The sequence below is a fragment of the Asaia sp. BMEF1 genome (genome assembly GCF_051628905.1).
Classification (GTDB): Bacteria; Pseudomonadota; Alphaproteobacteria; order Acetobacterales; family Acetobacteraceae; genus Asaia.
The window spans coordinates 1675158-1699641 of sequence record NZ_CP157575.1; the positions used below are offsets into that span (position 1 = coordinate 1675158).

At 59.1% G+C, this 24484-nt stretch carries 23 protein-coding genes; 5 read left to right on the forward strand and 18 right to left on the reverse strand.

The features are described 5' to 3' along the window. Positions 1 to 66: 66 nt before the first annotated feature. The 16 genes from ABHV46_RS07220 to ABHV46_RS07295 all read right to left on the reverse strand — a co-directional run bounded on the left by ABHV46_RS07220 (position 67) and on the right by ABHV46_RS07295 (position 12800). On the reverse strand, positions 67 to 936 hold the full coding sequence (locus tag ABHV46_RS07220) for a hypothetical protein (RefSeq protein WP_438384086.1): 870 nt from the start codon (positions 934 to 936) through the stop codon (positions 67 to 69). Between the two features lie 11 nt (positions 937 to 947). Next, the gene (locus ABHV46_RS07225) at positions 948 to 1595 is read right to left on the reverse strand and encodes a hypothetical protein (protein ID WP_438384089.1); all 648 of its coding nucleotides are present in this window, start codon (positions 1593 to 1595) and stop codon (positions 948 to 950) included. 578 nt (positions 1596 to 2173) lie between these two features. Beyond that, positions 2174 to 2497, reverse strand: a complete 324-nt coding sequence (locus ABHV46_RS07230) for a hypothetical protein (RefSeq protein WP_438384091.1) — start codon at positions 2495 to 2497, stop codon at positions 2174 to 2176. Continuing rightward, complete coding sequence (locus ABHV46_RS07235; RefSeq protein WP_438384093.1) at positions 2494 to 2919, reverse strand: hypothetical protein; 426 nt, start codon at positions 2917 to 2919, stop codon at positions 2494 to 2496. Before ABHV46_RS07235 ends, ABHV46_RS07230 begins: the two co-directional genes overlap by 4 nt. Positions 2920 to 2922: 3 nt before the next feature. Continuing rightward, a complete protein-coding gene (locus ABHV46_RS07240; protein ID WP_438384095.1) occupies positions 2923 to 4413 on the reverse strand; it encodes a phage tail protein in 1491 nt (496 codons plus the stop codon). A gap of 27 nt (positions 4414 to 4440) precedes the next feature. Further along, on the reverse strand, positions 4441 to 5418 hold the full coding sequence (locus tag ABHV46_RS07245; RefSeq protein ID WP_438384097.1) for a hypothetical protein: 978 nt from the start codon (positions 5416 to 5418) through the stop codon (positions 4441 to 4443). A gap of 2 nt (positions 5419 to 5420) precedes the next feature. Beyond that, positions 5421 to 6011: a hypothetical protein gene (locus tag ABHV46_RS07250; protein WP_438384100.1), complete on the reverse strand. Its 591-nt coding sequence runs from the start codon at positions 6009 to 6011 to the stop codon at positions 5421 to 5423. 22 nt (positions 6012 to 6033) lie between these two features. Further along, on the reverse strand, positions 6034 to 6465 hold the full coding sequence (locus ABHV46_RS07255; protein ID WP_438384102.1) for a hypothetical protein: 432 nt from the start codon (positions 6463 to 6465) through the stop codon (positions 6034 to 6036). After that, positions 6462 to 7829 (reverse strand): DUF4043 domain-containing protein, encoded by a 1368-nt coding sequence (locus ABHV46_RS07260; RefSeq protein ID WP_438384105.1) that lies wholly within the window; start codon positions 7827 to 7829, stop codon positions 6462 to 6464. Before ABHV46_RS07260 ends, ABHV46_RS07255 begins: the two co-directional genes overlap by 4 nt. A 24-nt stretch (positions 7830 to 7853) precedes the next feature. Beyond that, positions 7854 to 8285, reverse strand: coding sequence for a phage scaffolding protein (locus ABHV46_RS07265; RefSeq protein ID WP_438384106.1), 432 nt, complete (start codon positions 8283 to 8285; stop codon positions 7854 to 7856). Between the two features lie 26 nt (positions 8286 to 8311). Continuing rightward, positions 8312 to 9721, reverse strand: coding sequence for a portal protein (locus ABHV46_RS07270; protein WP_438384108.1), 1410 nt, complete (start codon positions 9719 to 9721; stop codon positions 8312 to 8314). A gap of 10 nt (positions 9722 to 9731) precedes the next feature. Beyond that, complete coding sequence (locus ABHV46_RS07275) at positions 9732 to 11057, reverse strand: phage terminase large subunit (protein ID WP_438384110.1); 1326 nt, start codon at positions 11055 to 11057, stop codon at positions 9732 to 9734. After that, positions 11044 to 11481, reverse strand: coding sequence for a hypothetical protein (locus ABHV46_RS07280; RefSeq protein ID WP_438384113.1), 438 nt, complete (start codon positions 11479 to 11481; stop codon positions 11044 to 11046). Before ABHV46_RS07280 ends, ABHV46_RS07275 begins: the two co-directional genes overlap by 14 nt. Before the next feature lie 15 nt (positions 11482 to 11496). Then, complete coding sequence (locus ABHV46_RS07285; protein WP_438384116.1) at positions 11497 to 11883, reverse strand: hypothetical protein; 387 nt, start codon at positions 11881 to 11883, stop codon at positions 11497 to 11499. A gap of 47 nt (positions 11884 to 11930) precedes the next feature. Beyond that, on the reverse strand, positions 11931 to 12446 hold the full coding sequence (locus tag ABHV46_RS07290) for a hypothetical protein (protein WP_438384118.1): 516 nt from the start codon (positions 12444 to 12446) through the stop codon (positions 11931 to 11933). A gap of 114 nt (positions 12447 to 12560) precedes the next feature. Then, on the reverse strand, positions 12561 to 12800 hold the full coding sequence (locus tag ABHV46_RS07295; RefSeq protein ID WP_336946417.1) for a hypothetical protein: 240 nt from the start codon (positions 12798 to 12800) through the stop codon (positions 12561 to 12563). 107 nt (positions 12801 to 12907) lie between these two features. Here ABHV46_RS07295 and ABHV46_RS07300 point away from each other — a divergent pair, with 107 nt between their 5' ends. The 4 genes from ABHV46_RS07300 (at position 12908) to ABHV46_RS07315 (ending at position 19722) form a co-directional block, all read left to right on the forward strand. After that, entirely contained in the window at positions 12908 to 13270 is a 363-nt protein-coding gene (locus tag ABHV46_RS07300; protein WP_336946418.1) for a helix-turn-helix domain-containing protein, read from the forward strand. A gap of 499 nt (positions 13271 to 13769) precedes the next feature. After that, positions 13770 to 16934, forward strand: coding sequence for an efflux RND transporter permease subunit (locus ABHV46_RS07305; protein WP_336946419.1), 3165 nt, complete (start codon positions 13770 to 13772; stop codon positions 16932 to 16934). Further along, a complete protein-coding gene (locus ABHV46_RS07310; RefSeq protein ID WP_438384121.1) occupies positions 16934 to 18115 on the forward strand; it encodes an efflux RND transporter periplasmic adaptor subunit in 1182 nt (393 codons plus the stop codon). Before ABHV46_RS07305 ends, ABHV46_RS07310 begins: the two co-directional genes overlap by 1 nt. Next, on the forward strand, positions 18112 to 19722 hold the full coding sequence (locus ABHV46_RS07315) for an efflux transporter outer membrane subunit (protein ID WP_336946422.1): 1611 nt from the start codon (positions 18112 to 18114) through the stop codon (positions 19720 to 19722). The genes ABHV46_RS07310 and ABHV46_RS07315 overlap by 4 nt, the downstream gene beginning before the upstream one ends. Positions 19723 to 19821: 99 nt before the next feature. Here ABHV46_RS07315 and ABHV46_RS07320 read toward each other — a convergent pair whose 3' ends face one another. Beyond that, positions 19822 to 20766, reverse strand: a complete 945-nt coding sequence (locus ABHV46_RS07320; RefSeq protein WP_438384124.1) for a 2-hydroxyacid dehydrogenase — start codon at positions 20764 to 20766, stop codon at positions 19822 to 19824. Continuing rightward, complete coding sequence (uvrA, locus tag ABHV46_RS07325; RefSeq protein ID WP_438384127.1) at positions 20763 to 23696, reverse strand: excinuclease ABC subunit UvrA; 2934 nt, start codon at positions 23694 to 23696, stop codon at positions 20763 to 20765. The genes ABHV46_RS07320 and uvrA overlap by 4 nt, the downstream gene beginning before the upstream one ends. Positions 23697 to 23869: 173 nt before the next feature. Here uvrA and ssb point away from each other — a divergent pair, with 173 nt between their 5' ends. Continuing rightward, the gene (gene ssb / locus ABHV46_RS07330; RefSeq protein WP_336946425.1) at positions 23870 to 24415 is read left to right on the forward strand and encodes a single-stranded DNA-binding protein; all 546 of its coding nucleotides are present in this window, start codon (positions 23870 to 23872) and stop codon (positions 24413 to 24415) included. The last annotated feature ends 69 nt before the right edge of the window (positions 24416 to 24484 follow it).

Below are 24484 nucleotides of genomic sequence, written 5' to 3' on the forward strand. Positions count from 1 at the left end.
TTCCCCTCGAAACAGGTCGGTCCAACATCGCGCCACGCTTGAAACGGCACCTCAGGGCGCCTCACGTCACAAGCCCATCAGGCTCTGCGCGCGACTGACATAACTTCCGACATCGACACTCATGGTCGCTGCACCAGCGTTTTGCGAAACAAGAATCAGATCGTCGGCGTTCGAGACCTGTGCCTTATCGAGCGCCTGACCGGACTCGTTCCTGACTTGCAACAGACTGGTTCCCGCGAGGGAGAGGTTCGATCCGACCGCAGCGAGGGCTGTAGGTATACGAGTCACAGTCGTGGCACTCTGCCAGAGAGAACTCGCCTTTCCCAGCGCATCCTGCGCGCGGGCTACTGCGCCTCCCGCACCCAGAATTTGTGCTACCGGCATGAGCTGACTCACGACAGACGACATCATATTTGTGCCGATCCACCCTGAATCGGTCATCTGCCCGAGCACAGTCGAAAGAACGCTCAGGCCGGAAGCCATATCCAGACTGACTGTTTCCGACGACCCCAGCACCATCACAGGGGGGCTGACTTCCCGCTCCAGAACCAGACGATAGGGGCAGATCGTCCCGCGCGCCCGATAAGACCAGGAAAACTCGGCAATCCAGACCCGTGCTGACAGGTCGGCGACCGAAAAAGCCAGAACCTGAGCGGCTTCGCGCATCGCCTCCAGACGACGCGCCCTGCTCGTCGCCATCGGCCCGATGAAGCGCCCGGTCAAAATCAGACGTGCCGGGTCGTTTCCTACCGAATCGATCACACGTCCGCCTCCGAGAAGGCGGTGGATGATCAGGATCTGACGACCACCGATAATCAACTCGTCCGGCACTTCGGGCCCGCTCAAAACGAGACTTCCCAGAGTCACCGGGGCCGCCCGATCAAGTTGACCAATGGCGCCAAGCGCATTCTCGACCTGCAGAAGCGATATACCCATTTTTTCTTCTCTTACATGAAGCCGAAACTCATATTCGGGTATTGGGGCACGGCAATCTCATCGACCATGGCGGTTCGTGTGCGCAGGCTGTTCATGCGAAAATTTTCGTCAGACAGGTCAGATACTTTCCCCTGCTCGCGGGGCATTCCCATGATGTCACCAAAATGCTCTGTCCGATCGACCGCATCGCGCTCCGCCTGCGTCGCCCCCAACTGTCTGGCGAGCGCATGGTCTCGCCGTATGGCCTCGAGAAAATCTGGAACGACCGAGATCACTCCATGCCGTCCGGCATCCTGCCGAAGGGAACGCATACGCGCGACACGCCCCAGAATACTGGGCGGCTCAGCGACCATCCCGTCAGTCTGAGCAAAGCTGTTTTTTGGCTTTCGCTCATTGATGGGCGCTTGTCTCGTTGAAAAGAACCGATGGCCCGGTATCTCCGGTAGAGAGACGGAGCCCGGCTTACTGGAAAATACAGTCCTTTTCCGCTCCTCACCCCAGCCCTGCTGATGAGCACCTTGCAGCATGGGCAAGTCGGAATTTACCGCGCCTACCGGAAGCGCTTTGAGAAAATACTCTCCACGCGGCCCCTCGGCGACGGGCAGAAACCGCTGTCGTGAAAAACCAGAAGCAGGACGCAGCGGGATGGTTGAGCTCAAACCTGCTCTTCGCAGTTTTCCATCGCGAACATCCGATGTTACCGGAGAAAGCGAGCGCGAAGTATGGTTTCCAAGCCCCCTTCCGCGCCCCACGAAAACCGATATTTGGGAGTTAGCTTTAACAGGCACGCCCGAGGCAGCACTGACCTCACGCCTCCCAAACGAGAACTGTCCGCGTTTCCCGGAATTGGAAAAGACAGGCCAGGATCCATCCAGGAGGCGTCTCCATACACGCTCGGTTTGCACACTCGGCACCGCCGCACGAGCGCTCAGATTTTTTCTGGTGCGTGCCGGAGGAACGATCGAGCCAGAAGGCACATTCAACGGTAATTTGAGCGCAAAACGCGGCAAGAGAACGCGTATCCCCCGCAAGGATATCGATTTTCCAATCATAATTCTTTTCATCCGGGCCTATTCCTGCCGATAGCGGCATTGCTCCCAGTCGAACGAAAAACCATCGTGCTCGGCCAGGATGACACAAGCCGCCATACGCCTTGCTCGCGACCAGTCCATGACAACAGACCAAGGCACCCCGTTTCGAAGAAGATAAAGTGTTTCTCTGAAAACAGGGTGCCTGGTCAGTTTTTTGCCGTGTCCAGCGCCGCGCTCTCCTTGAGGTCGTCAGCGAAAAACAAAGGCTGAAGCACCATGATACCGTCATTGCCGATGCGCCGGGCCAGATCGCGTATGTCGTCTTTCGTGACAGGCATCTGCACGGGAACGCCATTCACAGCTCTGACCGAACACACCATCTGTGCATAAGAAAGCCAGGTCGACGCCGCAGCACCCGAAGCTGCAGTTCCGCCGGCCTCGATCAGATCGAGCATGTCCCCCGGGTCAAGTTCGCGGAGCGAGAGCGTGCGCCCCGGGGCAATTTCGAGTTCCTCAGGCAAATTCATCATGAAATCTTGCTCCGCAACGAGGCATAGAACTGGACGTGCTGGTGAATCATGCCCTCTGCCTGCCAGCGATCCGTCTTCAGCGAGAGCGATACCGCGCTATATTCCCAGGTCGTCGTCATGCCGTCGGGTTCGCGGATATACTGGTACAATGTCCCGCTGCCGATACTCCCGGCATTCCAGAACGCCGCCTCGATTGCCGCCACCAGACTGTCAAGATTCGCATTGGCACGCGCGATGGTGAAAACGCCGCGCCACCCGCTGGGTGTGTTGAACTCGACCGGCAGACCGTTGAGTGGCGTCGCACGCTGGATAATCGTGTGCTGCTCGGACTGAAATCCGGTCACATCGCGCAGGTCGATCCGCGATCCGTTCCAGAGCAGCGTTATCCGGCAGTCCCGACCGATACTGTAAGGATTCACCATAAATCAGACACTCCCGCTGGCAGTGCTGACGCTTACAGAGGCGCCCCCCTGCAAATTGATGATGAATTTCTCATTGATCCCCTGATACTGCACCTGCACGTCAGCCTGCACATACCCCGTCGCTACACGCTCGCTCGGATTATTGCTGCTGTCGCACAGAACAGCATAAGGCAGGCGGCCACCGGTCACGCCGAGAACGCCCTGAGACAACAGGCTTGAGAGAAAGCCCAGTATCGAGGCCCGGATATTGCCGAAAAGACTGTCATTAATCACGCTGCCGACATACTGGCCCATCGTGCCCTCAAGAGACCGCGCGAGATAATTGGTCAGACGCGTATAGGCATCGCTCTGCACCGTCGCATTCTGCGAGGTATTATGCCCGGCACGGATCGCCCAGTACTGCCCCCCCGGCGAGGGATTACAGATCACATCAATGCCATTTTCGATCAAGGCTCCAAGTTCGGCCATGGAATAGCCGAAGCGGGTGGCTTCGAGACCGTTCTTCTGGCTTCCGACGATACCCGTCAGAGGCTTGTTCAGTCCTGATTGCTCAGGTGAAAGCGCAGCCAACTTTCCGGCGGCAAAAAGCGCGGGGCTGACCAGTTGCAAGCCAAGCGTATCATCATTCCACCATAGCCAGTCGCCATGCATGTATTTCAGCGCATGCGACCACAGGCCCAAAGCCGTCTTGCTCTGTATGGCCTGAGCCAGCGTTTCGCCTTTCGGCCCGGCCGCGATCATGTAGATGCCTTCGTCGCGGCCGAAAGCCAGCATCGGCACCATCGTCGCCGTGTCTCCTACGCCTGCGAGCGTTGCCACACTGCAACCCTGGCTGGTCAGGGCATAAAGTCCGGTCCGGGCTTCTGCGATGCCTATGAAACGCCCCGGCGAAGGCTCTCCTCCATCGCCCCCCCCGGCGAGACGGACGGACCCAGTTTCCGTAATGGCGGCATCGCCCGCAATCTCGAGCAGAACAAGTGCCTGGGTATCCGCTGACAGAGCCTGGGCGAGCGCTGTCCAGTCCGCTCCGGTATAGGCCGTAGCGCCCAGCTCTTCGTGAGAAACACTCAGAACGAACTGCCCATCACGGTAATTCTGGCGCGTCACGCTCACGACGATGGCATTGCCGGCACTACCAGTATAGCGCGCCCTTATCTGGGCGGATCCAAGACTGGCCTGCGCCGCCTTGTCCGCTCCATCGGTCACCCTCACCAGACAGAGCTGGCTCGCCCCCTGATGCACCGCGACATCGACCGCCACATTGAGATTGGACGCCCAGCCGCGCTTGCCGGCAAAAACCTCCCGACACTGCCCGACACTGCCGACAAGGCTCGGCACATCGACTGGCCCCCATGAGGCCGTACCGATTACTCCAAGCAGACTGGAGGAAACGCCTGATATCAGCAGAGTCTCGGGCTGGGCGATCTGGATATACAGATCGGGCACCGGCAAAGCGGCCGTATTCAGGGCGCCACTCTGTATGAGTTGTGGCATGGATGATCCTTCTTTTCTGGAAGTGACCTAAACAGATTGAGGCATTAGCCGGATTGTCCCATCGCAATCCGTGTCCCACATGCGATAGGCGGGTGGCATTTCCTGCGCTGCAGCCAGAGCGTCGAGCGCCTCTACCGGTATCCCGGCACGCAGTTGATCGGGCGCGGTGTCGAAAGGAAAAGAGGCGCCATTCAGATGAATCCAGCCCCCACCGGCCACCATCTGAGGCGACCAGACGGAATCATATCTGTCGAAAATAACCCGCACGCGAACATCACGGCGAAACAGAGACTGAGTCTGCATCGCATCCTGATCGTCTTCACCTTCGAAAAAGACCTGCGCCTGTCGTCCATCTGGCAGAGCAAGCCAGTCACGCGGCAAAAGACGCGACACCAGCAAATCGCCAAGCATCAGTCGCATTTCGCACGCAGTAGTCCAGAGAGAGACCCTGAAAATCTGGCTTTGCCGTCTGACCAGACAGCTGGAACGACCATAGCCTCCAACGACAGCGCTCAGACTTCCACCGGAGACGTTAAGCCTGTCTTCAGTGACTACGGCACCTTCGAGTTGCGAGGCCAGGCTCTGCGCCACCTGCCCGCCTGTCTCCTGCGAGTCCGCAACGTGCCTCGCCACATGGCGCTCGCCATGCGGCGTCGTCCAGATCAAGGCGACAATACCGGGGGCAGCCCTGCGCGAGGGCAGCTTGCACTGCGCTGTTCTGTCCCTGATCTCGACTGACAGAGTAGGAGGAATACGCAGGGTCTCCACCCACTCCTGCCCCAGAGGGGTCGAAAGCGCCTCATACCCCCCCGGCAACGCCGCGACCGTCACATAGCTCACCGCTTCACGCAGAGAGGGCGAGGCGAACAGATCGGAAGGCATAAGTGGACCGGCCCGAAAGATCACTTTCTGTGAGCACCGGAACAGCGACGGTGCTGCGACATCGGCAAAACGGCTGGCACAGCAGAGGGCCAGCCCACGCGCCACATGAGAAAGATCCGTCATAATCAGACCTGCTGCAATGACAGGATGGCACGGGTTCCATTCTGCGACAGCTCGACCGAATCAACAGTATAACGCATGCCCAACTCGTCGATGATCTGCATATAGGGCACCAGACAAAAATCAGGCAGAGCAGGCAGGGAGAGCATATAACTCCCCGCGCGCATCGCGCCCGGCATGCCACTGTGACTGCCCTCTCCCTTCCCCGTCAGCACCACACTCGCAGGACATTGATCGACATGAAGCTGCGTCACACCACGCATTCCGAAAATCGAAATGCGTCTGTTGCAGGCGACACAAAGCGGCGGGCGGAAAGCCTCTATTTCGGTAACGAAATAGAGGCACTCTCCCTGCCGCAGAATATCCCCGATGCGCAGCGACGGGGCGTCGCTCAACACATAAACCATCGGCCGCGCCCACATACGGGGCTTACGCATCTGGAAACCTGCATCGGCATCGAAACAGAGAAAAGGACTGCCCATAAGGGCTGCCAGAGGCTTCAAAGGGTCGAGAATACGATAATGTCGGCCGATCATCCCAAGGCGGCGTGCCGCTCTGGCAAAGCCCGCCTCCACACGCTCCTGCATGGCACGCATCGCCTGCTCTCCCGCTCTTCATTCAAATGACGATAGAGGCGCAATCCTGCAGATCCGGCCCGGGCAAGACGCCCAGAAAGCCGCACACGCGACGACGCCACCAGTCGAAAAGACGCACGCGCTCGGACAGCTCACGCGTATTACGTGTCCAGACAGAGACAGCCTCGGTATCCAGGTTTTCCGAGGCGGACAGAACAGCGCGCTCCATCTGGAGCAGGGTCGCGAGAAAATAACGCAGCCTTTTCCGCTCAGGCCCGGCAAGCGTATTCAAGCGCCATTCGAGTGTTCCCGCATCTTGGAAAAACCGCCACGAACTCTCACCACTTGCCACGTCGCCAAGGGCCGCATAGCCGCAAAAACGCCTGATCTCGGTTTTTTCGTCCTCTGTCAGCGCCCCACCCGTCATGCCCCCGTCAGAGACCTGGCCACAAAAAGCAGAATCGACTTCGTTCACAGACCGAAACCGGCTGCATCCGTCCCGAGGCTTTCGACCACAACGCCCCGCTTAAGATAGGCGTTGGTCGCCGTCGGAATAATCGACACATCGGCCGTCACATCCGTTGGCAAGGCAAACCCGCCAATCCAGTACCATGACTGCGCAATGATCTGCTTCAACCGGTCGAGGGGCTCACGCGTGACCATGGCCACGCCATCGACCATTTCGATCAGAGCCCTTTCGGCATCGGGGATATCCGTGTGACCGACACAGGCGCAGTCTCCCTCGACCAGTGCCCCCTGTCCCAGAAGCAGCGCACGATGGATCGGACCACCGCCGAGCGAGGCCTGCTGAGGGGCTTCCGTCGTCGGCACGAACCGTACGCCAAGCAGCTCGATGATCTGACCCGAGCGATATTCCTCCGAGCCATAGGCACCGCGATAGAGATATTTGAAATCTGCATCGCGAAACAGGGACAGAAGCTGGAGGTCATCGAGATAGCAGTTATATGCGCCATTGATCATCGGCACATTATTGCGACGTAACGACGCCACACCCGCCAAAATATGCTGAATGCCGAGCGTGTCGCCATCCGCGATGCGCAGATCAGCCGTGCTCCGCTTACCATTGGGGCGCAAAACAAGTGGTGCCGTCGAGGCGACAACCGCATTACCCGTCGTCGCATCCGCGACAGAAACACCAGTAGAAAGCTGCAACTGTCCCGAAACACCCCCAGGCGCGGTCGAGACATTGCTTTGATCGGCTGTCGCCGCAAGAAGCGTATAGACCCCACTTCCGATCGTCACGGTCATACCCGAACTGGCATTGACCGGTCTTACGAGACCCGAAGCGATCACGAACTGGAAACCACGAATATCGTCGACGGCGATCGCACTGGTCTTCGACGTCGCCGTTGCCGTCACACGGGTATTGCCGCCCAGATAACCGCCGACACCACCAGGAACACCGCCAAACAACGCGTTACGCGCCAGCCGGTCGAGAGACTGCATGGCCTGCATGCCATTGGTCTGCGCATTCGCCAGAAACTGGGAGGCGATACCCACACCGGTGGTGACCATATTGAGATCGATCGTATCGCCATACTGGTTGATGCTGAGCGTGTATTGCTCGACCGACCAGCCGCTCGGCGACAGGCCATTATCGAAATTCGTGTTGCCCGAAGGCAGAAGCGGCTCGGTAACGGGCGCCTTGAGACTCTTGCGTGTCTTGGTCAGCGTTTCACCGATCGCATTGGGAAAAACCTCGCGATCGGCAACGGCGCGAAAACCGAGGCGCGCATTCAGCCCAGTTTCAAATTCACGCGCCAGAAACCCCTGCTGAATGGCCGCGCGCAATTGCTCGGGAAAATTCTCGATACCCATTCTTCCACCCCTGACCCATAATTCTCAGATAATTCCAGCAAGAAACTGGCGTTTGCGTGCGACGTAATCCGCCTTAGTCAGAGCGCGCGCATCCTGCATCTGCTCGGCAGCCGGTCTCGGCACGACGCTCTCCCGCCCCACAGAAGCGACCGTGCTGCGCGGATCCTGAAACAGAAAACCGCGTGCCCGGCGCGCCTGCGCCATGGCTTCTTCCACACCCGATATTTCTCCCTGTTCCGACCATCCGATCCCGGAGCGGTCCATCAATGCCATCACGGCATCGGGGTCGTGAGCGCCAAGGCGCACCGCCTCGGCGCGCAACGCATTCGTCAGCACGGTCTCGCGTGCGGCCTGTGTTACCCGGACCATTTCCTCCTGATGCGCCTGAACAAGGGAATCCCGTTCAGCAGCAAGTTCAGCAAGAGAACGGCGAAGCGCGTCGATGTCATCTGACATATCCATTTCCCCTTGAAGGGTTCTTGTCAGGCCGCCTGCGCAGCCATGATTTTCGTCCATTCCGCGGCGGGGTCTGCAATTCCAGCAGCGCAGGCATAGAGCCGCGCTGCCGTCTCCTGGCTCAGCAGACCGGCGCTCACAGCTTCTTTAAGCCCCTGCGCCATAGGCAAAAGTTCGGCTTCATCGGCGGTAAACCAGGCAGGCCAGTGCAGAGAAAGACCGGCAGGATCCAGATCCCTGCGGATCTCCCCCCCGATCGACAGACCGGCAGGCACTATTGCGGAGAGGCGGCACAGCATCCTGTAGAGCGGTAAAAGGCCGCCATCGCCATAAGTCCCGCGCAGTCGGTCTGCCATCCAGATCAGGGGCTGACACATCAGTTCCATGGCCCGCGCGGACTGGGGCGAGCCCAGCCGATCGCCATGGGTCCGATTGCCATGAAGCTGCTCAAGCACGAGCTGACGCAACTCCCGATAATGAGCCAGAACGGCCCCTGCCGCCGCACCATTGATTTCAAGCAGCTTTGCATCGCCCTCGGGTGGCAAGGTCAGGGCCGAGGCTGCGCCCCCCTGCCGTGCCACACCGTCCAGAATATCGGGCGTTTTCAGAACGAGTGTCGGATCGGACCCATATTTCAGACCTCGCCCAGCCTGCGAAAGCAGATAATCGGCTTCGATAACGGTATCGATGGCTTTTTCGAAACTGCACTCTCCATCCGGCTCTGCGCCCGATGCAGCGCCGAGGTTACGGATCCAAACCACAGGCACGAAACCGAAATCATGCGCTCTCGATCGTTCCTCATCGAGAATGGAACTGCCCTCTTCCTCTACCGGCAGGGGCGCGAACACCTCCAGCGCCGTGCGCGTCCAGCGCCGCTGCCACCAGAAACGAGAGGACCGGGAATCAGGCGCCATGGCATAACCGCTCGCTTCAAGTTCGGCACCCGTGACCATGAAGCGTTCGGTCACCCCCAAAAGCACGCCACATGAATCCCATTCCGGGATCAGATACGCGGTTTCCAAGAACGATAATCGGGGCCGGTGGTCCAGTATTTCGACCCAGATCGCAACCGATCCCACAGAACCGCGAGTCGCGACTTGCATCATGAAAGCGGGCAGGCCCGTCTCAAGAGCAAAGGCGTTCATCGCCTCCGATGTCGGCGCGTGCGACGCAACAGCCAATGGCCAATGCGTATTGCCGAATAAAAGCGAAACCACTTCATCGACGACGGTACGGCACAAATTGGTCCGCACGGAAGGGCGTCTTTGCGAAAGCGGAATATACTCCCCCGCAGCGCTACGCTCGCTCGCAAAAGGATAAGGCAGAGCGTCATATTGCGCCCCTTCGAGTACCTTCTGCAGCGCCAGCAATCGCCTCGTACGCGCAGACGCTCCGGGTGGGGTGGCATAACACCTTTGCAACGCCAACCAATCCATGAAAACTCCTTCACCGTGAAAGGCTAAACCATCCCTGGTCCTGCCAGCGGCCTCGTGCCGGCTGCGGCTCGATCATCAATTCGGTCAGTGCCCAGATCAGAGCATCTGCTCTGTCAGGAGATGCCGCACCGCCAAATCCCCGAATGGAAAACAGGCAAAGCTGCGTTTCGAGCTCAGGAAATCGTCCGTGATGCACCACACGCCCCTGTTCGTAGAGCGCTGCGATCGGTTCGGCACGCGCGACCTTCCCGCGCGAGGCCGTCACCATTTTCAACGAAGCCGTCGGGTCGATGCTCCGCAATGTGGCCTCCACCAGAGCGCCTCCAAAATTACGCTCGGCGATCACCCGGTCCGCCTGCCAGAACGCAACGCTCTGCATGACGCAACGGGCCCAGGCCATCGGCGTGTCGCGCAAGGAGCAGTCCTCCAGAACATGCCCGACTCCGTCACGATCCACGCCCGCCACGACAATACCGATTTCGTCGGCCTTCAGGTCGGACGGACCGGATGCCCCCGACGGATCGACTGCCACAACGATGCGACGCATCTGACCGATCAGCGCCTCGCGATCGTGCTCTACACTTGCGTTGCGTCTCTTGAACATATCCACGCGCCAGAGCGCGTCCTCGATCACCGTCTGATATTCACCGAGCAAAAATCGCCTGCGCTCACGCTCCGGCAGAGTTTCGAGCTGCTGAAGATAGGCTTCGCTCAGATTGGCGCGGTTCTGATCCGGATTCATCACCATCGAGGCATAGAGCGTCGGGTCGGCATGAGTCAGACCCGATCGCGGCTCAACGCCACTTTCGAAAAGCGCATAAAGCCAGTGATCGGTCGTCGGCGGATTGGCGTCGATATATTCGCGAACGGTCAGAGCGCAACGCTGCGCAAGCCGCGTCAGCAGCATATTGCGCGCGCCATAACTGATCTGACTCGCCTCGTTCAGATAGATGGTTGCGAATTCGAGCCCGAGAATTTTTTCGGTGCGTGCCGAATCATCCAGCCCACCGAAAAGGATCGATGACCCATTCGCAAAGACAACGCGATTGCTCTGGCCGTCCCATTTATAGCGTATATGCGCAAAGCAGCATCGCATCACCTTCGGAAACGTATCCTGGATAATGCTCGCCCGCAGGGCAATTTGACGATGCCGAAACACGCCATGACGCGATTGGGGCACACGCAAGGCCCTGATCACCAGCGCCCTGATCAGAATGAATGTCTTGCCTGATCGCGAGCCACCTCGCAGAAAGATATGACGCGCCTCGCCACCGAGCAGACGGTTGGCCTGCTCCTGCACAGGCGTCAGGGCAAATACCGCCCTAGAGTGCTTCATCGCCCTCGGTCAGGGAGAGCTCTGCCTCACTTTCCTCGACACTGCCACGCCCATCGCGAAAACTGGCCGGACGATGAGCCCGCAACAACATGCGCAAAAGACCGTCGCTATACCGCTTTCGCGTCACCGGCTTACCATCGGGATCGCAAATCAGACGGCCACCGTAAAGCAGAGGCTCCTCATATCCCTCAATCGCCCTGCGACGGGCCTCGGCTTCGAGTAGATCGGTCGCCTCCTCGAGGGCCAGTTTCCAGTGCTCACTGAATATCTCATCACCGCGCCGCCAGTTATAAGCCGTTTTGCGATCGATTCCGGCGGCACGCGCAGCCTCCGACACATTTCCCGATTTCTTGAGGTGATCGAGAAAATTCGTCTTGAGAGCATCGCCCTGAGGACGGTCTCGTTTTCCGAGCCTTTGTTCCATCTTGGCTCCAATTTGTTATCGTGGAGACGTCAGCGGTCCCTGAGATTTTATTCTTGCCGTGCGGATTGTTTCATATCCGTTTCTTCTGAGGCCAAAGCTGTCGTTCTGGTTTATTTCCTGAATCATTTTTTGCTTGGCTAGGGCCAGCAATGAAGGCCGCACAGTTCCGATCCGGGTAAGGCTTCCCAGCCTTTTTCGACAGGGAATTGCGCGCAAGCGCATATCGGGAACTGTTAAATGCGCGTCGGCCAGATCGACCCAGCGTAAATCGAGATCAGCTCTATGCCTCAGCTCCGAGGCGCCTACGAAAGGACATAAAATAGCATCGCCGCGCATGATGCTCACAACGAGAAGAAAGCTTCTCCGGCACGAAGCCACGTCTCCGACAAAAATGTCGGTCACGTTGGTAATCCGTATTTATTTTAGTATATTAAATCTATACTATATTTTTATTTCTTATGCAAGTTTTTATTATTATAAAACTCACTCAACCTCTCCAACGCCAGCGCGCATTGGGCTGCCGTCTTGGTGCGCGCCAGGGCCCGGGCACCTTCGGGAAAGATCATCTTCGCCATGTCAGGAAAACTCATTTCCCGCACAAGCATCATTTCTATGCGTGCGTGAAGACTTGGCCCCAAAATCTCCCCGAGCTGGCGCAATCTCAGGGAACATTTCCCGCGTCCGAGCATCCAGGTATGCACATCACCCGCTTCACTGGCTCGTGTCATCTCTCCGACCTCAACAATACCAAGTACTGCATAATCATATTCCACGCGCCAGCGCTCGGCAGCGGCCACTTCGTCATCGCCAATATCCCCCGCCTCATACAGCCAAGCCACAGTCGACAGGACCCTGAGGGCAGCCCCTTCCTTGCGAAAACGATTTCTCTTCATCCGCTCAGGCGTCGGAAGAGATGCCTTGCCGTCATAAGGGTTCAGTTCTTTATCATTAGCACGCGCTCGCATTTAAAAGGCCTCCCGCCTGAGGGGCGCTCGTTAAACGCCCGTCGCTCTTTCGCTCTCTTTATCGCTGCCCGCGTCGCCGCCGTGAACGCGCGCGCTGCTATCCGCGACTGCGATCTAGACACGTGCTGTCGCGCGCACCGCGTCGAAATAGGAGGGCGGATCGGCATCGCCCCAGAGCGCCCGCCACGTAACCGGGTGCCCGGCGGGCAATGCCCCGGATTCATCACGCTCATCCACCCCCGGCATCACCCTGGGGGCCTCCCGCAGCGGTACCGCGCCATTCAGCGCCGCCAGGGCTTTAGAGAGCGCCGCCCCTGTCGCGGCACGCCTGCCGCTTTCTCTTGCGATCTTCATTCTACCCGACCTCCGGCAGAAAATGGCTAAATGCCACTACCTCACATGTGGGCAACCCCGAAAATTACCCTCTGGATTTGGCAATGAGCCATTGCTATGAATGTCTCATGGCCAAACACAAACGCCCCGATTCACTCGCAATCGTTCAGCGCGCCATCGGGAGACGCATCACCTGGGCAAGAGAGCTCGTCTTCCCCAATCAGAGCGAATGCGCACGCCTGCTAGGCGTCGACGCCTCGACCCTCAACAAGATTGAGAAAGGCGATCGCGCGCCAAGCGTTTTCCTCATCATGTCTCTCTCCAATCGTCTGCGCGTCTCGACCGACTTTCTCCTGAAAGGAGTCCTGAACGGTCGCACGGATGGAGAGATGGCGCTTCGCCTTGCGGCTCTGCACCCAGAGTTGGTACTCCAGCAGCAGGACACGGCGTTTCACACGGGCAAAAACATGCCTTGCGACATGCCAGACTAGCCCAGGAGACCAGATGGGGACCATTCTTGACGTCCTTGTTCTCATCGCACATCCAGAAAACAGCCTTCTTCATTCGCAGACATAGCGCTTGAAGCTGTGCACAGCAAGAACAAAACGTGAACAAGCACGTCTTTACCCGTTCCTTGCGCCTCACGCCGTCGCGTTATGATCAGCTCCAACCGACCAGCTGCACCTTGAAGTCGAACTGACTTCTGGACGATTAACGTCTTATTAATGGCATTGAGCCATAATGTCAAGAATAGATGGTGGCTTCATGCCACAGCACCGGTTCCCATCCACACTGTCACGGCTTTGTAAAACAACATTTATGCGACATTTTATGTCTGCGTCACTACGATCCGAAGATGAGTGATCCGAACAAGTAATGGACAGCATAAGACCGCTGATTTCATTTTCTTAATATTAATTCGGATTAATGAAACAGAACAAACTGCCGTAAGGCATCTTCCCTTCGCACGAGAAGAGAGCGCATGAGTTCATGAACGCCATCGTCGTAACTGCCCTAAGGCGGCCCCTGACCTTCGTCGTCTTTTCGATTTTGATTCTGATGTTCGGAATCATGTCGATTTTCAAGACGCCGACCGACGTTTTCCCCGAGATAAAGGTGCCTGTCGTCTCGGTCATCTGGACCTATCCGGGCCTTCTCCCGAATGAGTTCGCCGGACGAATCACCTATAATTTCGAGCTGGCCGTCACAACGACGGTCCAGAACATCGAGCATATGGAGTCGAACTCCTATTACGGACGTTCGATCGTCAATATCTACTTCCAGCCCGGCACCCCGGTCGGCACGGCTGAAGCAGAAGTGACGGCCATTTCCCAAACGATTCTTCTCGGCCTGCCACCCAAGGTTCCGGCCCCGATGATCGTGGCGCTCGACCCGTCGCAGGTCCCTGTCATCGCGCTCCAGATCACGTCAGAAAAACAGACGCCCTCCGATCTTTTCAAGCTCGGCGTCATTCGCGTGCGCCCCCTTCTTGCCACTGTCCCAGGTGCCGTCGTCGCCCATCCTTATGGCGGCATGGACAGTTTTGTGATGGTCTCGCTCAATCAGGAGCAGCTACGCGCCCATCATCTTTCAGCCGCAGACGTTCAGGCAGCCCTGACCGCCCAGAATATCGTGCTTCCGGCTGGCGATCAGAAGATCGACGCCATGGACTGGATGGTCCAGACCAACGCCGCACCGGAATCGATGGAAGACATCGCCAACATTCCAGTCAAACGCGTCGGCAACGCCGTCATCTATATTCGTGACGTCGCCGACGTCTATCGTGGTGGCCATCCCCAGACCAACCTCGTTCTCGTCAAGGGCCGACAGGCTGTCGAGATGATAACCCAGAAGGGCGGCACTGCCTCGACTCTGGATGTTGTCTCCGCAACGAAGGCCCTGCTGCCACGCCTGCGCGCCATTCTGCCACCGGACGTCAAGGTCTCGATCCTTGCCGATGCCTCGGTCATGGTGAAAGAGCAGATCATGGACGTGGTCCGTGAAATGATCACGGCATCCTTCCTGACCGGCATCGTGGTCCTGCTCTTCCTCGGCTCGTGGCGTTCGACGGTCATCATCGCGACGTCCATCCCCCTCGCCATTCTCTGCTCCATCATCGGACTTGGCTGGGCCGGACAGTCCATCAACATCATGACTTTGGGCGGTCTTGCTCTCGCGGTCGGTATTCTCGTCGATGACGCCACCGTCATGATCGAGAACATCGATACCCATCTCGAAATGGGCAAGGACCTCGAACTCGCCATCATCGACGCCGCCAACCAGATCGTCATCCCGACCTTCGTCTCGACCACCTGCATCTGCATTGTCTGGCTACCGCTTTTTGAACTGTCAGGTGTCGCAGGTTACCTGTTCATGCCGATGGCCCTCGCCATCATCTTCGCCATGATCGCGTCGTTCATCCTGTCGCGTACTCTGGTCCCGACCATGGCGAAATTCCTTCTCGCCGGTCAGGTTCACCACGCTCACGGCCATGAGGACCATGCGCCTGCGCCGAAGGGCTTCTTCGGTCGCTTCCAGCGCGGTTTCGAGCAACGCTTCAACAATTTCCGCGAGGGCTACAACACCCTGCTGACACGCTGCGTCGCCCGACGCGGCGCCTTCGTCGGCGTGTTCATGGTCATCTCCATCGCCTCGATGGGTCTCTACAGCGTGGCCGGTCGGGACTTCTTCCCCGAAGTCAAATCCGGCACCCTGCAGATGCATATGCGCGCGCCGCTCGGCACCCGTATCGAAGTCGCCGGCCGCATCGCCGCGCTCGTCGATGACCGCATCAACCAGCTTCTGCCGGGTAAGGTCGAGAACATCATCTCCAATTGCGGCCTGCCCGAAGGCCCGCATAACCAAGCCTTCATTCCGACCCCGACCGTCGGCACGCAGGATTGCGACCTGACGATCGCACTCAAAAATGAAGAATCCCCCGTCTGGGATTACCGTGCTCTGCTCCGCAAGGATCTCTCGGCTCGTTTCCCTGGCACCGTCTTCACCTTCCAGCCCGCCGACCTCACCGACAAGATCCTCAATTTCGGTTCCGCTGCGCCCATCGATATCCAGCTTTCCGGCCCGAGCGTCGATGATAACTACAATTATGCCCGCCACCTGATCGGCAAGATCCGCCAGATCCCCGGCACCGCCGACGTCGTCATCCAGCAGACCATGTCGACACCGACCCTCATGGTGAACGGCAACCGTACGTTCAGCCAGGCCACCGGCCTCAGCGAAAACGATCTGGCAACCAACGAACTGCTTACCCTTGCCGGTTCAGGCGTCGTCGATCCTCAGTTCTGGCTCGACCCTGTCGATAACGTTACCTTCCCGCTCAACGTCTACACGTCTCAGGATCAGCTGACGCATCTGAATGACCTGCTGACGGTTCCCATCGACAAAGGCGACGGCGACCCCAACGACCAGACACAGCTTCTGGGCGCTATTGCCGATGTCGTCCCAACGGGTACGCCAGGCGAGGTCTCGCATTACAACTCGATGTCCGAGATCGACATCTATGTGAACGTCGAAGGCACCGATCTCGGCGCGGTTCTCGATAACGTCAACAGGACCATTGCCCATGATGCATCCAATCTGCCGCGCACCACGGCGGTAGACGTGCATGGTCAGGCCACCACGATGCATGGTGCCTATGTCCAGCTCGTCTTCGGTCTCTGCGTCTCTGTCGTGCTGATCTATCTGCTTATCGTCGTGAACTTCCAGTCCTGGCTCGATCCGTTCATCATCATCACCGCCCTTCCCGGCGCCCTTGGTGGCATCGCCTGGGCGCTGTTCCTGACAGGCACCCGCCTCTCGGTTCCCGCTCTCACTGGCGCGATCATGTGCATGGGCACGGCAACGGCCAATTCCATCCTGGTCGTCTCCTTTGCCCGTGAACGTCTCGAAGTGCATGGCGACGCGCTGCGTGCCGCCATCGAGGCTGGATATGGACGTATCCGTCCGGTGCTCATGACCGCCCTCGCCATGATCGTCGGCATGATCCCGATGGCCACGTCCAATTCGACCAATGCGCCGCTGGGCCGCGCCGTTATCGGCGGGCTGATCGTCGCCACTATCTCCACCCTTCTTTTCGTTCCCTGCGTCTACGCGATCCTGCACAACCGCTCTGCCCGCCAGAAGGAAATCGTCTAATGGCCACCTCCCCCAAGATCATCGCCGTTGCGGGAGGATGCGTCCTCGCGCTCTGGGTCGGCGCTCTCGTCGTCGGCCGCGTCCACCACACCCACGCCCTGGCTTCTGAAACATCGGCCAATGCTATCCCGAACGTGGCCGTCCTCAACCCCATTCAGTCACCCGACAAGGTAGCGCTCACATTGCCGGGCAATATCGACGCCTGGTACCAGGCCCCGATCTATCCGCAGGTCTCGGGCTACGTGAAAATGTGGTTCAAGGATTACGGCGCCCATGTGAAGGCGGGCGATGCGCTGGCAGAAATCAATGCCCCGGCACTCGACGCCCAGTATGCGCAGGCCCAGGCCGATCTGAACGCCATTCTGGCCAAATACCACCTTGCTGCCGTCACAGCAGAGCGCTGGCGCGCCATGGGGCAATCGCAATCGGTTTCCGGCCAGTCTGTCTCGGTCTCGAATGCCAACGAGCAATCGGCAAAGGCCGAGGTCGATGCGGCGCAGCGCAATGTGGATCATTTCGCCGCACTCGAGAAGTTCAAGACCATCGTGGCGCCGTTTGATGGCATCGTGACCTCACGCAGCATCAATGTGGGCGATTACGTCCATGATGGCGGCGGCAATCTCAACAGCACCGGCGGCGCCTCCGAACTCTTCACCGTCGCCGACGTCCACAAGCTGCGACTCTTTGTCTCCGTGCCTGAAGTCTTTTCCTATATCCTGCAGCCCGACATCACTGCCGATGTCAGCGTGCCGCAGTTCAAGGACAAGAAATTCCACGCGGACTTCCTGACCACGGCGCGCGGCTACGATCCGAATACGCGCACGGTAACGTCTGAATTCACCATGGAAAATCCGAACGAAGTGCTATGGCCGGGCACCTTCGCCTCGGTTCAGCTCAAGGCGCATAACGAAACGGCCCATCTCTACGAAGTGCCGACTTCAGCGCTCGTCTTTCAGGAAAAGGGGATGCAGGTCGTCGTCGTGAATGACGACAATACGGTCCATTACAAAAAAGTCGTCGTCGGACGCATGGCCGACACCTCGACCGAGATCCAGGCGGGCATCTCGCCCAAGGACCGCATCATTGCCAACCCGCCAGCCGACCTGCTCGAGGGCGACAAGGTCAACGTTACCCAGCCACAGCGCGGCTATAACCAGTCCGGATTCGGGGCTTCGGAATGACAACACATCGCTTCAAGAAACTGGCGCTGGCCTGCGGCACGGTTCTGACAGCCTTCGGTCTGTCAGCCTGCGATCTCGCACCAACTTACAAGCCCCCGACCTTTGTCGTGCCAGCCAACTGGCACGGCCAGGGGCCCTTCGCGACCGCCACTCCGGCAGACACGATGCTGCCCACCGATTGGTGGAAGCTGCTGAACGATCCACTTCTGAACGAGATGGAAGCCACGCTCACGCAGTCCAACCCCGATCTTCAGGCCGCAGCGGAGCGCTTCATTCAAGCGCGAGCTCTGGTGGTACAGGCGCGCTCCGAACTTCTGCCCCATCTGGCGCTGGGTGCAGGCGCGTTCGACAACAAGCAGTCATCCGACCGCCTGTTCCGCTACAAGGGCAATATCACCGAGACAGATGAGGAATATCACGGCCTCGCTTCCTGGGAGCCCGATTTCTGGTCTGCCATACGCAACCATGTCCGCGCGCAGAAACAGTTCGCTCAGGAAAAAGCGGCTGATTTCGCCATGTCACGCCTGAGCCTTCAGGCCGAACTGGCATCGGACTATGTCCAGCTGCGCGGCTACGACGCCCAGATCGCCATCTATAATCAGTCGATCGGTTATTATCAGAAGGCGCTGCAGATCACCCAGAACCAGCTGGAACATCAGGCCGCGCCACGTCTCGACGTCGCCCGCGCCCAGGCCCAGCTCTATTCGACCCAGGCCGCCGAACTCGACGTGCAGGCAGCGCGTGAGGTGACCGAGCACGCCATCGCGATTCTCACCAACGCCTCTCCCTCTTCTTTCCATATCGCGCCAACGCAGATCATGGGCTTCAATCAGCCCAGCATCCCGGCTGGTGTTCCGTCCGAGCTGCTCCAGCGCCGCCCCGACGTCGCCAGCGCCGAACGCGAGATGGCCCAGGCCAATCGTGAAATCGGTATCGCCCGCGCGGCCTTCTATCCGCATATCTCGCTTCAGGCGGGCGGCGGCTTCGCGCAGAACGGTTTCGACCTCGCCAATCTGGCCAATTCGCTCTGGTCTTATGGCGCGTCATTCGAACTGCCTATTTTCGAGGGCGGGCTGAGACGGGCCGAGCTACAACATGCGTGGTCGGCCTATCGCGAGACGCGTGACGGCTACCGCAGCAAAGTGCTCGATTCCTTCCGCGAAGTTGAAGACGGACTTTCGCGTACCAGCCGACTGGATCAGGAAAATCGCACCCTAATAAAAGCTGTTGATGCAACGATGGCCACCCAGAACATGACCATGACGCTCTATCAAGGTGGTGTGGGCACGTATCTCGAAGCCATTTTCGCGCAGGTCCAGACACTCGATACCCGCATTCACCAGATCGAAGTCGCTACGCGTCTCTATCAGGCCGATATCGGGCTTATCCGTGCGCTCGGCGGCGGCTGGAACGTGAAGCTGCTACCGACGATGGATCAGACCCTGTCCATCACGCCGCTGCAATATGACGATCTGCATCACCCGCAACCGGTCGGCGGCGTCACCATCTCGCAGCACCCGGAGGCATTCGAAAATCTCTCAAGTGCTGCCCCCACAGCACCAGCCGCGGCAACCGGCAAAACGCTGCGCCCGATCTACGATCAGTAAAACGCAGATTTCCCTGCCTGAACCCTGTCGAGGCCCACTCGCCAATACAGGGTTCAGAGGCTGAAGAGCGTCACCGCTCCTTTGCCGAGGCCAGCGCTCTCAATATCCAAGGTCGCGATTGACGGCCTCGGGTATATGACCCCGATCAAAAAATTCCTGAATGTTCTTCGCAGCAAGCAGCGAGGCGGTCCCCGTTTGTGTGGGGGCCGTGATATGCGGCAGAATCGTCACATTGGGATGTGCCCAAAGCGGGTCCTCCTTCGGCAATGGCTCGCGATCGAACACATCGAGCACCGCATGACCCAGATGCCCCCGTTCGAGCGTTCGCAACAGCGCCCCCTGATCGACGATCGGCCCACGGGCAAAATTGAGCAGCGCCGCCCCTTCGCGCATCTGGCCCAGACGCCAGTCATCCAGTAACCCGCGTGTCTGCGGCGTCAGCGGCAACAGAACGACCACGATGCTGCTTTTCCGCAGGATCGCTTCCAACCCTGACGGCCCGTACATCATCGGGATATCGGCCTTCGTCCACGGCGCGCGGCTCCACCCCATCACGGGAAAACCGTTCTCCCGCAGGCGCTTTGAGGCGACCCGACCCAGATTGCCCATACCTAATATACCCACCGGCCTTTCCTCGGGCAGAGCAAGTTTATGCTGCTGCCAGCGCCTGTCACCCTGCTGCTGCCTGTAGGTCGGCATGTCGCGATGAATATAGAGCGTCCAGGCCAGAACGGCTTCAGACATGGTCTGGGCCAGTTGAGGGTCGGTCATTCTGACGATCCGCACGGCGCTATTGGGCGTTTCCTCGACCAGACGCTCCACACCTGCCCAAAGGCTTTGCACCCATTCGAGCATCGGCAGATCGAGCAGATCGACCGGATCGGGATTGGCCACCACCGCCATGCGTGCCGTTCGCCGCTCGCCATCGGTCAGATCCGCGAACGGTATCACCCGGATATTATTCAGAGCCGCATTGATCGCATCGAGACTTTCCTGACGCTCTCTCGGTGTGATCCGACCACAGAAGGGAACAACAACGGTCATGACGAGCTAGCCTTTCGACGTGCCACTGCTGTGGCCTTCTTCTTTTTGGCAGGGGTAACGAGAGGCTCGGGTCGTGATGGCAGAAGCGGCCCAAGAAACCGTCCCGTGTGGCTCTCAGCCGTTGCCGCGATCACCTCGGGCGGTCCCTCGGCCACAATCCTTCCACCACCATCGCCGCCTTCCGGCCCGATATCGATCAGCCAGTCTGCCGTTTTGATCACGTCCAGATTATGTTCGATCACCAGAACGGTGTTTCCCTGATCGACCAGAGCATGCAGCACATCGAGCAGCTTGCGCACATCTTCCGTGTGGAGACCCGTCGTCGGCTCATCGAGAATATAGAGTGTCCTGCCTGTCGCCCGACGCGCCAGTTCCTTCGACAGCTTGACGCGTTGCGCCTCACCACCGGAGAGCGTGGTCGCCTGCTGACCTAGCGTCACATAGCCCAGACCTACCTGCTGCAAAATCGCGAGACGGTCGCGAATACGCGGCACGGCATGAAAGAAAGGCAGCGCTTCATCGACGGTCATGGCGAGCACATCCGCAATCGACTTGCCGCGAAACTTCACGTCGAGCGTTTCGCGATTATAGCGCTGCCCCTTGCAGGTATCGCAGGTCACGAAAACATCGGGCAGAAAGTGCATCTCGATCTTGAGAACGCCATCGCCCTGACAGGCCTCGCACCGCCCGCCCTTGACGTTGAACGAAAACCGGCCCGGCTTGTAACCGCGCGCCTTTGCCTCGGGCAGCTCGGCAAACCAGTCGCGTATCGGAGTGAATAGATCCGTATAGGTCGCCGGATTGGAGCGCGGGGTTCGCCCGATCGGCGACTGATCGATATCGATGATCTTGTCGAGATGCTCCACACCCTCGAGCGCCCGATAAGGCAAGGGAGACTGACTCGACCCCATCAGCTCGCGCGACAGAGCCTTGTAGAGCGTATCCACCACGAGCGTCGATTTGCCGCCGCCCGACACACCCGTCACCGCTACGAAACAGCCAAGCGGTATGCGCGCCGTCACATCGTGCAGATTATTGCCCGTCGCTCCGACGACGCTCAGCATACGCTTTTCGTCATAAGGGCGCCGGTTCTCGGGCACCGGCACCATCCGCCTGCCCGACAGATAGTCACCCGTGATGCTGGCGGTGTTCTTTGCCACCTGTTTAGGCGTGCCGCTTGCCACCACCGTACCGCCGAGCGCACCGGCTCCTGGCCCCATATCGATAAGCCAGTCGGCCGCCCTGATCGCATCTTCGTCATGCTCGACAACGATCACTGTATTGCCGAGCTTCTTGAGGCGATCCAGCGTACCCAGAAGCCGCTCATTATCACGCTGATGCAACCCGATCGACGGTTCGTCCAGCACGTAAAGCACCCCGGTCAGCCCGGAGCCAATCTGACTTGCCAGACGGATACGCTGACTCTCACCGCCAGAAAGCGTCGCAGACCCACGCGACAAGGTCAGGTAATCCAGCCCGACATCATCGAGAAAACGCAGCCGATCCAGAATCTCGCGCAGGATACGGCGCGCAATCTCGGCGCGTTGCGCCGTCAGCGAGGACTCGACGCCACCGAACCAGTCGAGCGCCTTGCGAATGGTCAGATCTGAAGCCTGAGCGACATTGAGATGGTTCACCCGCACGCATAGCGCCTCGGGCCTCAATCGCGCCCCGTGGCAGGCATGACACGGCACATCGGACTGATAACGCGACATCTCCTCGCGCACCCACATGCTGTCTGTTTCGGCGAGACGGCGCTGCAGATTGCGCATCACCCCTTCGAAAGGCTTGCTCAGCTCATAGGCGCGCTTGCCATCCTTGTAGGTAAAGAGAACAGAGTCCTCGCTCCCTTCCAGCAAGATCTTGCGGAAGCCTTCTCCTAGCTTCTTCCAGGGCGTCGTCACCTTCTCCTTGAAGTGACGTGCCAACGCCTCGAGCGTCTGATCGTACCAGGGCGTCTTGGCATCGCGCCAGGGCGCAATAGCCCCCTCGGCCAGTGAGAGCGTCTCATCGGGTACGACCAGACGCGCATCGAAATGCGTCTCAGTTCCGATCCCGTCACAAACCGGGCAGGCTCCCATCGGCGCGTTGAACGAAAACAGACGCGGCTCGATTTCCTCGAGCGTGAAGCCACTTACCGGACAGGCGAATTTGGCCGAAAACACCATATGCTCGACCGTGGCTTTCTCACCCTCGCGCAGCACGGGCTCCGCATAGGCAACACCATCGGCCAGGCTCAATGCCGTTTCGAAACTATCTGCCAGACGGGTCTCAATCCCCTCTTTCACCACGACCCGGTCCACGACGACCTCGACCGTGTGGCGTAGCTTGCGGTTCAGATGCGGGGCCTCGGCAATCTCGTAAGTCTCGCCATCGACCTTGACCCTTGTGAAGCCCTTGCGCTGAAGCTCGGCCAGCTCCTTGCGATACTCGCCCTTGCGGTCACGTATTACCGGCGCGAGCAGCATCAGACGCGTGCCTTCAGGCAGCGCCATCACCCGGTCAACCATCTGACTGACCGTCTGTGCCTCGATAGGCAGCCCGGTCGCAGGCGAATAGGGCACACCCGCACGCGCCCAGAGCAGCCGCATATAGTCATGAATTTCGGTGATGGTCCCGACGGTCGAGCGCGGATTCTTGGAGGTCGTCTTCTGCTCGATCGAAATGGCGGGCGACAGCCCCTCGATCGAATCCACATCCGGCTTGCCCATCAGTTCCAGAAACTGGCGCGCATAGGCCGACAGACTCTCGACATAGCGCCTCTGCCCTTCGGCATAGATCGTATCGAAAGCCAGCGAGGACTTGCCGGAGCCCGAAAGCCCGGTGATGACCGTCAGCTGGTCCCTGGGAATATCGGCATCGATATTCTTCAGATTGTGCACGCGGGCACCGCGCACACGGATGGACTGGTTGTACGGCAGGTCAGACATCAGCACCACGCAAGCAAGAAACGAAAGGGGGGTCGGAGAACGAGAACGTATCGAGACCCATGTAGGATTGCCGCCTGCAGGATTAAAGTCGAGCGACGTTCCGTCACGGGCGTGACTGCGGCGCTCTGCTGGGCTAGGATGGACTATATTTTCAGGATGTAGGGTCGGTCGCCATGGCAGGAAGTGTGAACAAGGTCATTATCGTGGGTAATCTGGGTCGCGACCCGGAAACACGGAATGCCCAGTCTGGCTCCAAGATCGTCAACCTGACCGTTGCCACCTCCGAAAGCTGGAACGACCGCGCCTCGGGCGAGCGCAAAGAGCGTACCGAATGGCATCGCGTGGTGATTTTCAACGAGCGTCTCGCCGATGTTGCCGAGCGTTTCCTGCGCAAGGGCCGCAAGGTCTATCTCGAAGGCCAGCTTCAGACGCGCAAATGGACCGACCAGTCGGGTCAGGAGCGCTATACGACCGAAATCGTTCTCGACCGCTTCCGTGGCGAGCTTACCCTGCTCGACAACAACCGCGATGGCGAGTCCGGTGGCGGTATGGGCGGCGGCTATGAAAGCGGCCCCTCGCGTTCCTATGGCGGCGGCAACGCCCCCTCCCGCAGCAACGGTGGCGGCATGACCCAGCAGCCCGCGCGCAATAATGGCGGCAATGCCGGCGGTGGCTGGGATGCGCCGGGCGGCGATCTGGACGACGAAATCCCGTTCTGATCGCGCAAGCCCGACCTTCCCGCCCTGACCTCAAAGACAACAAGACGGACCTGCCTTGACCGACCTGAC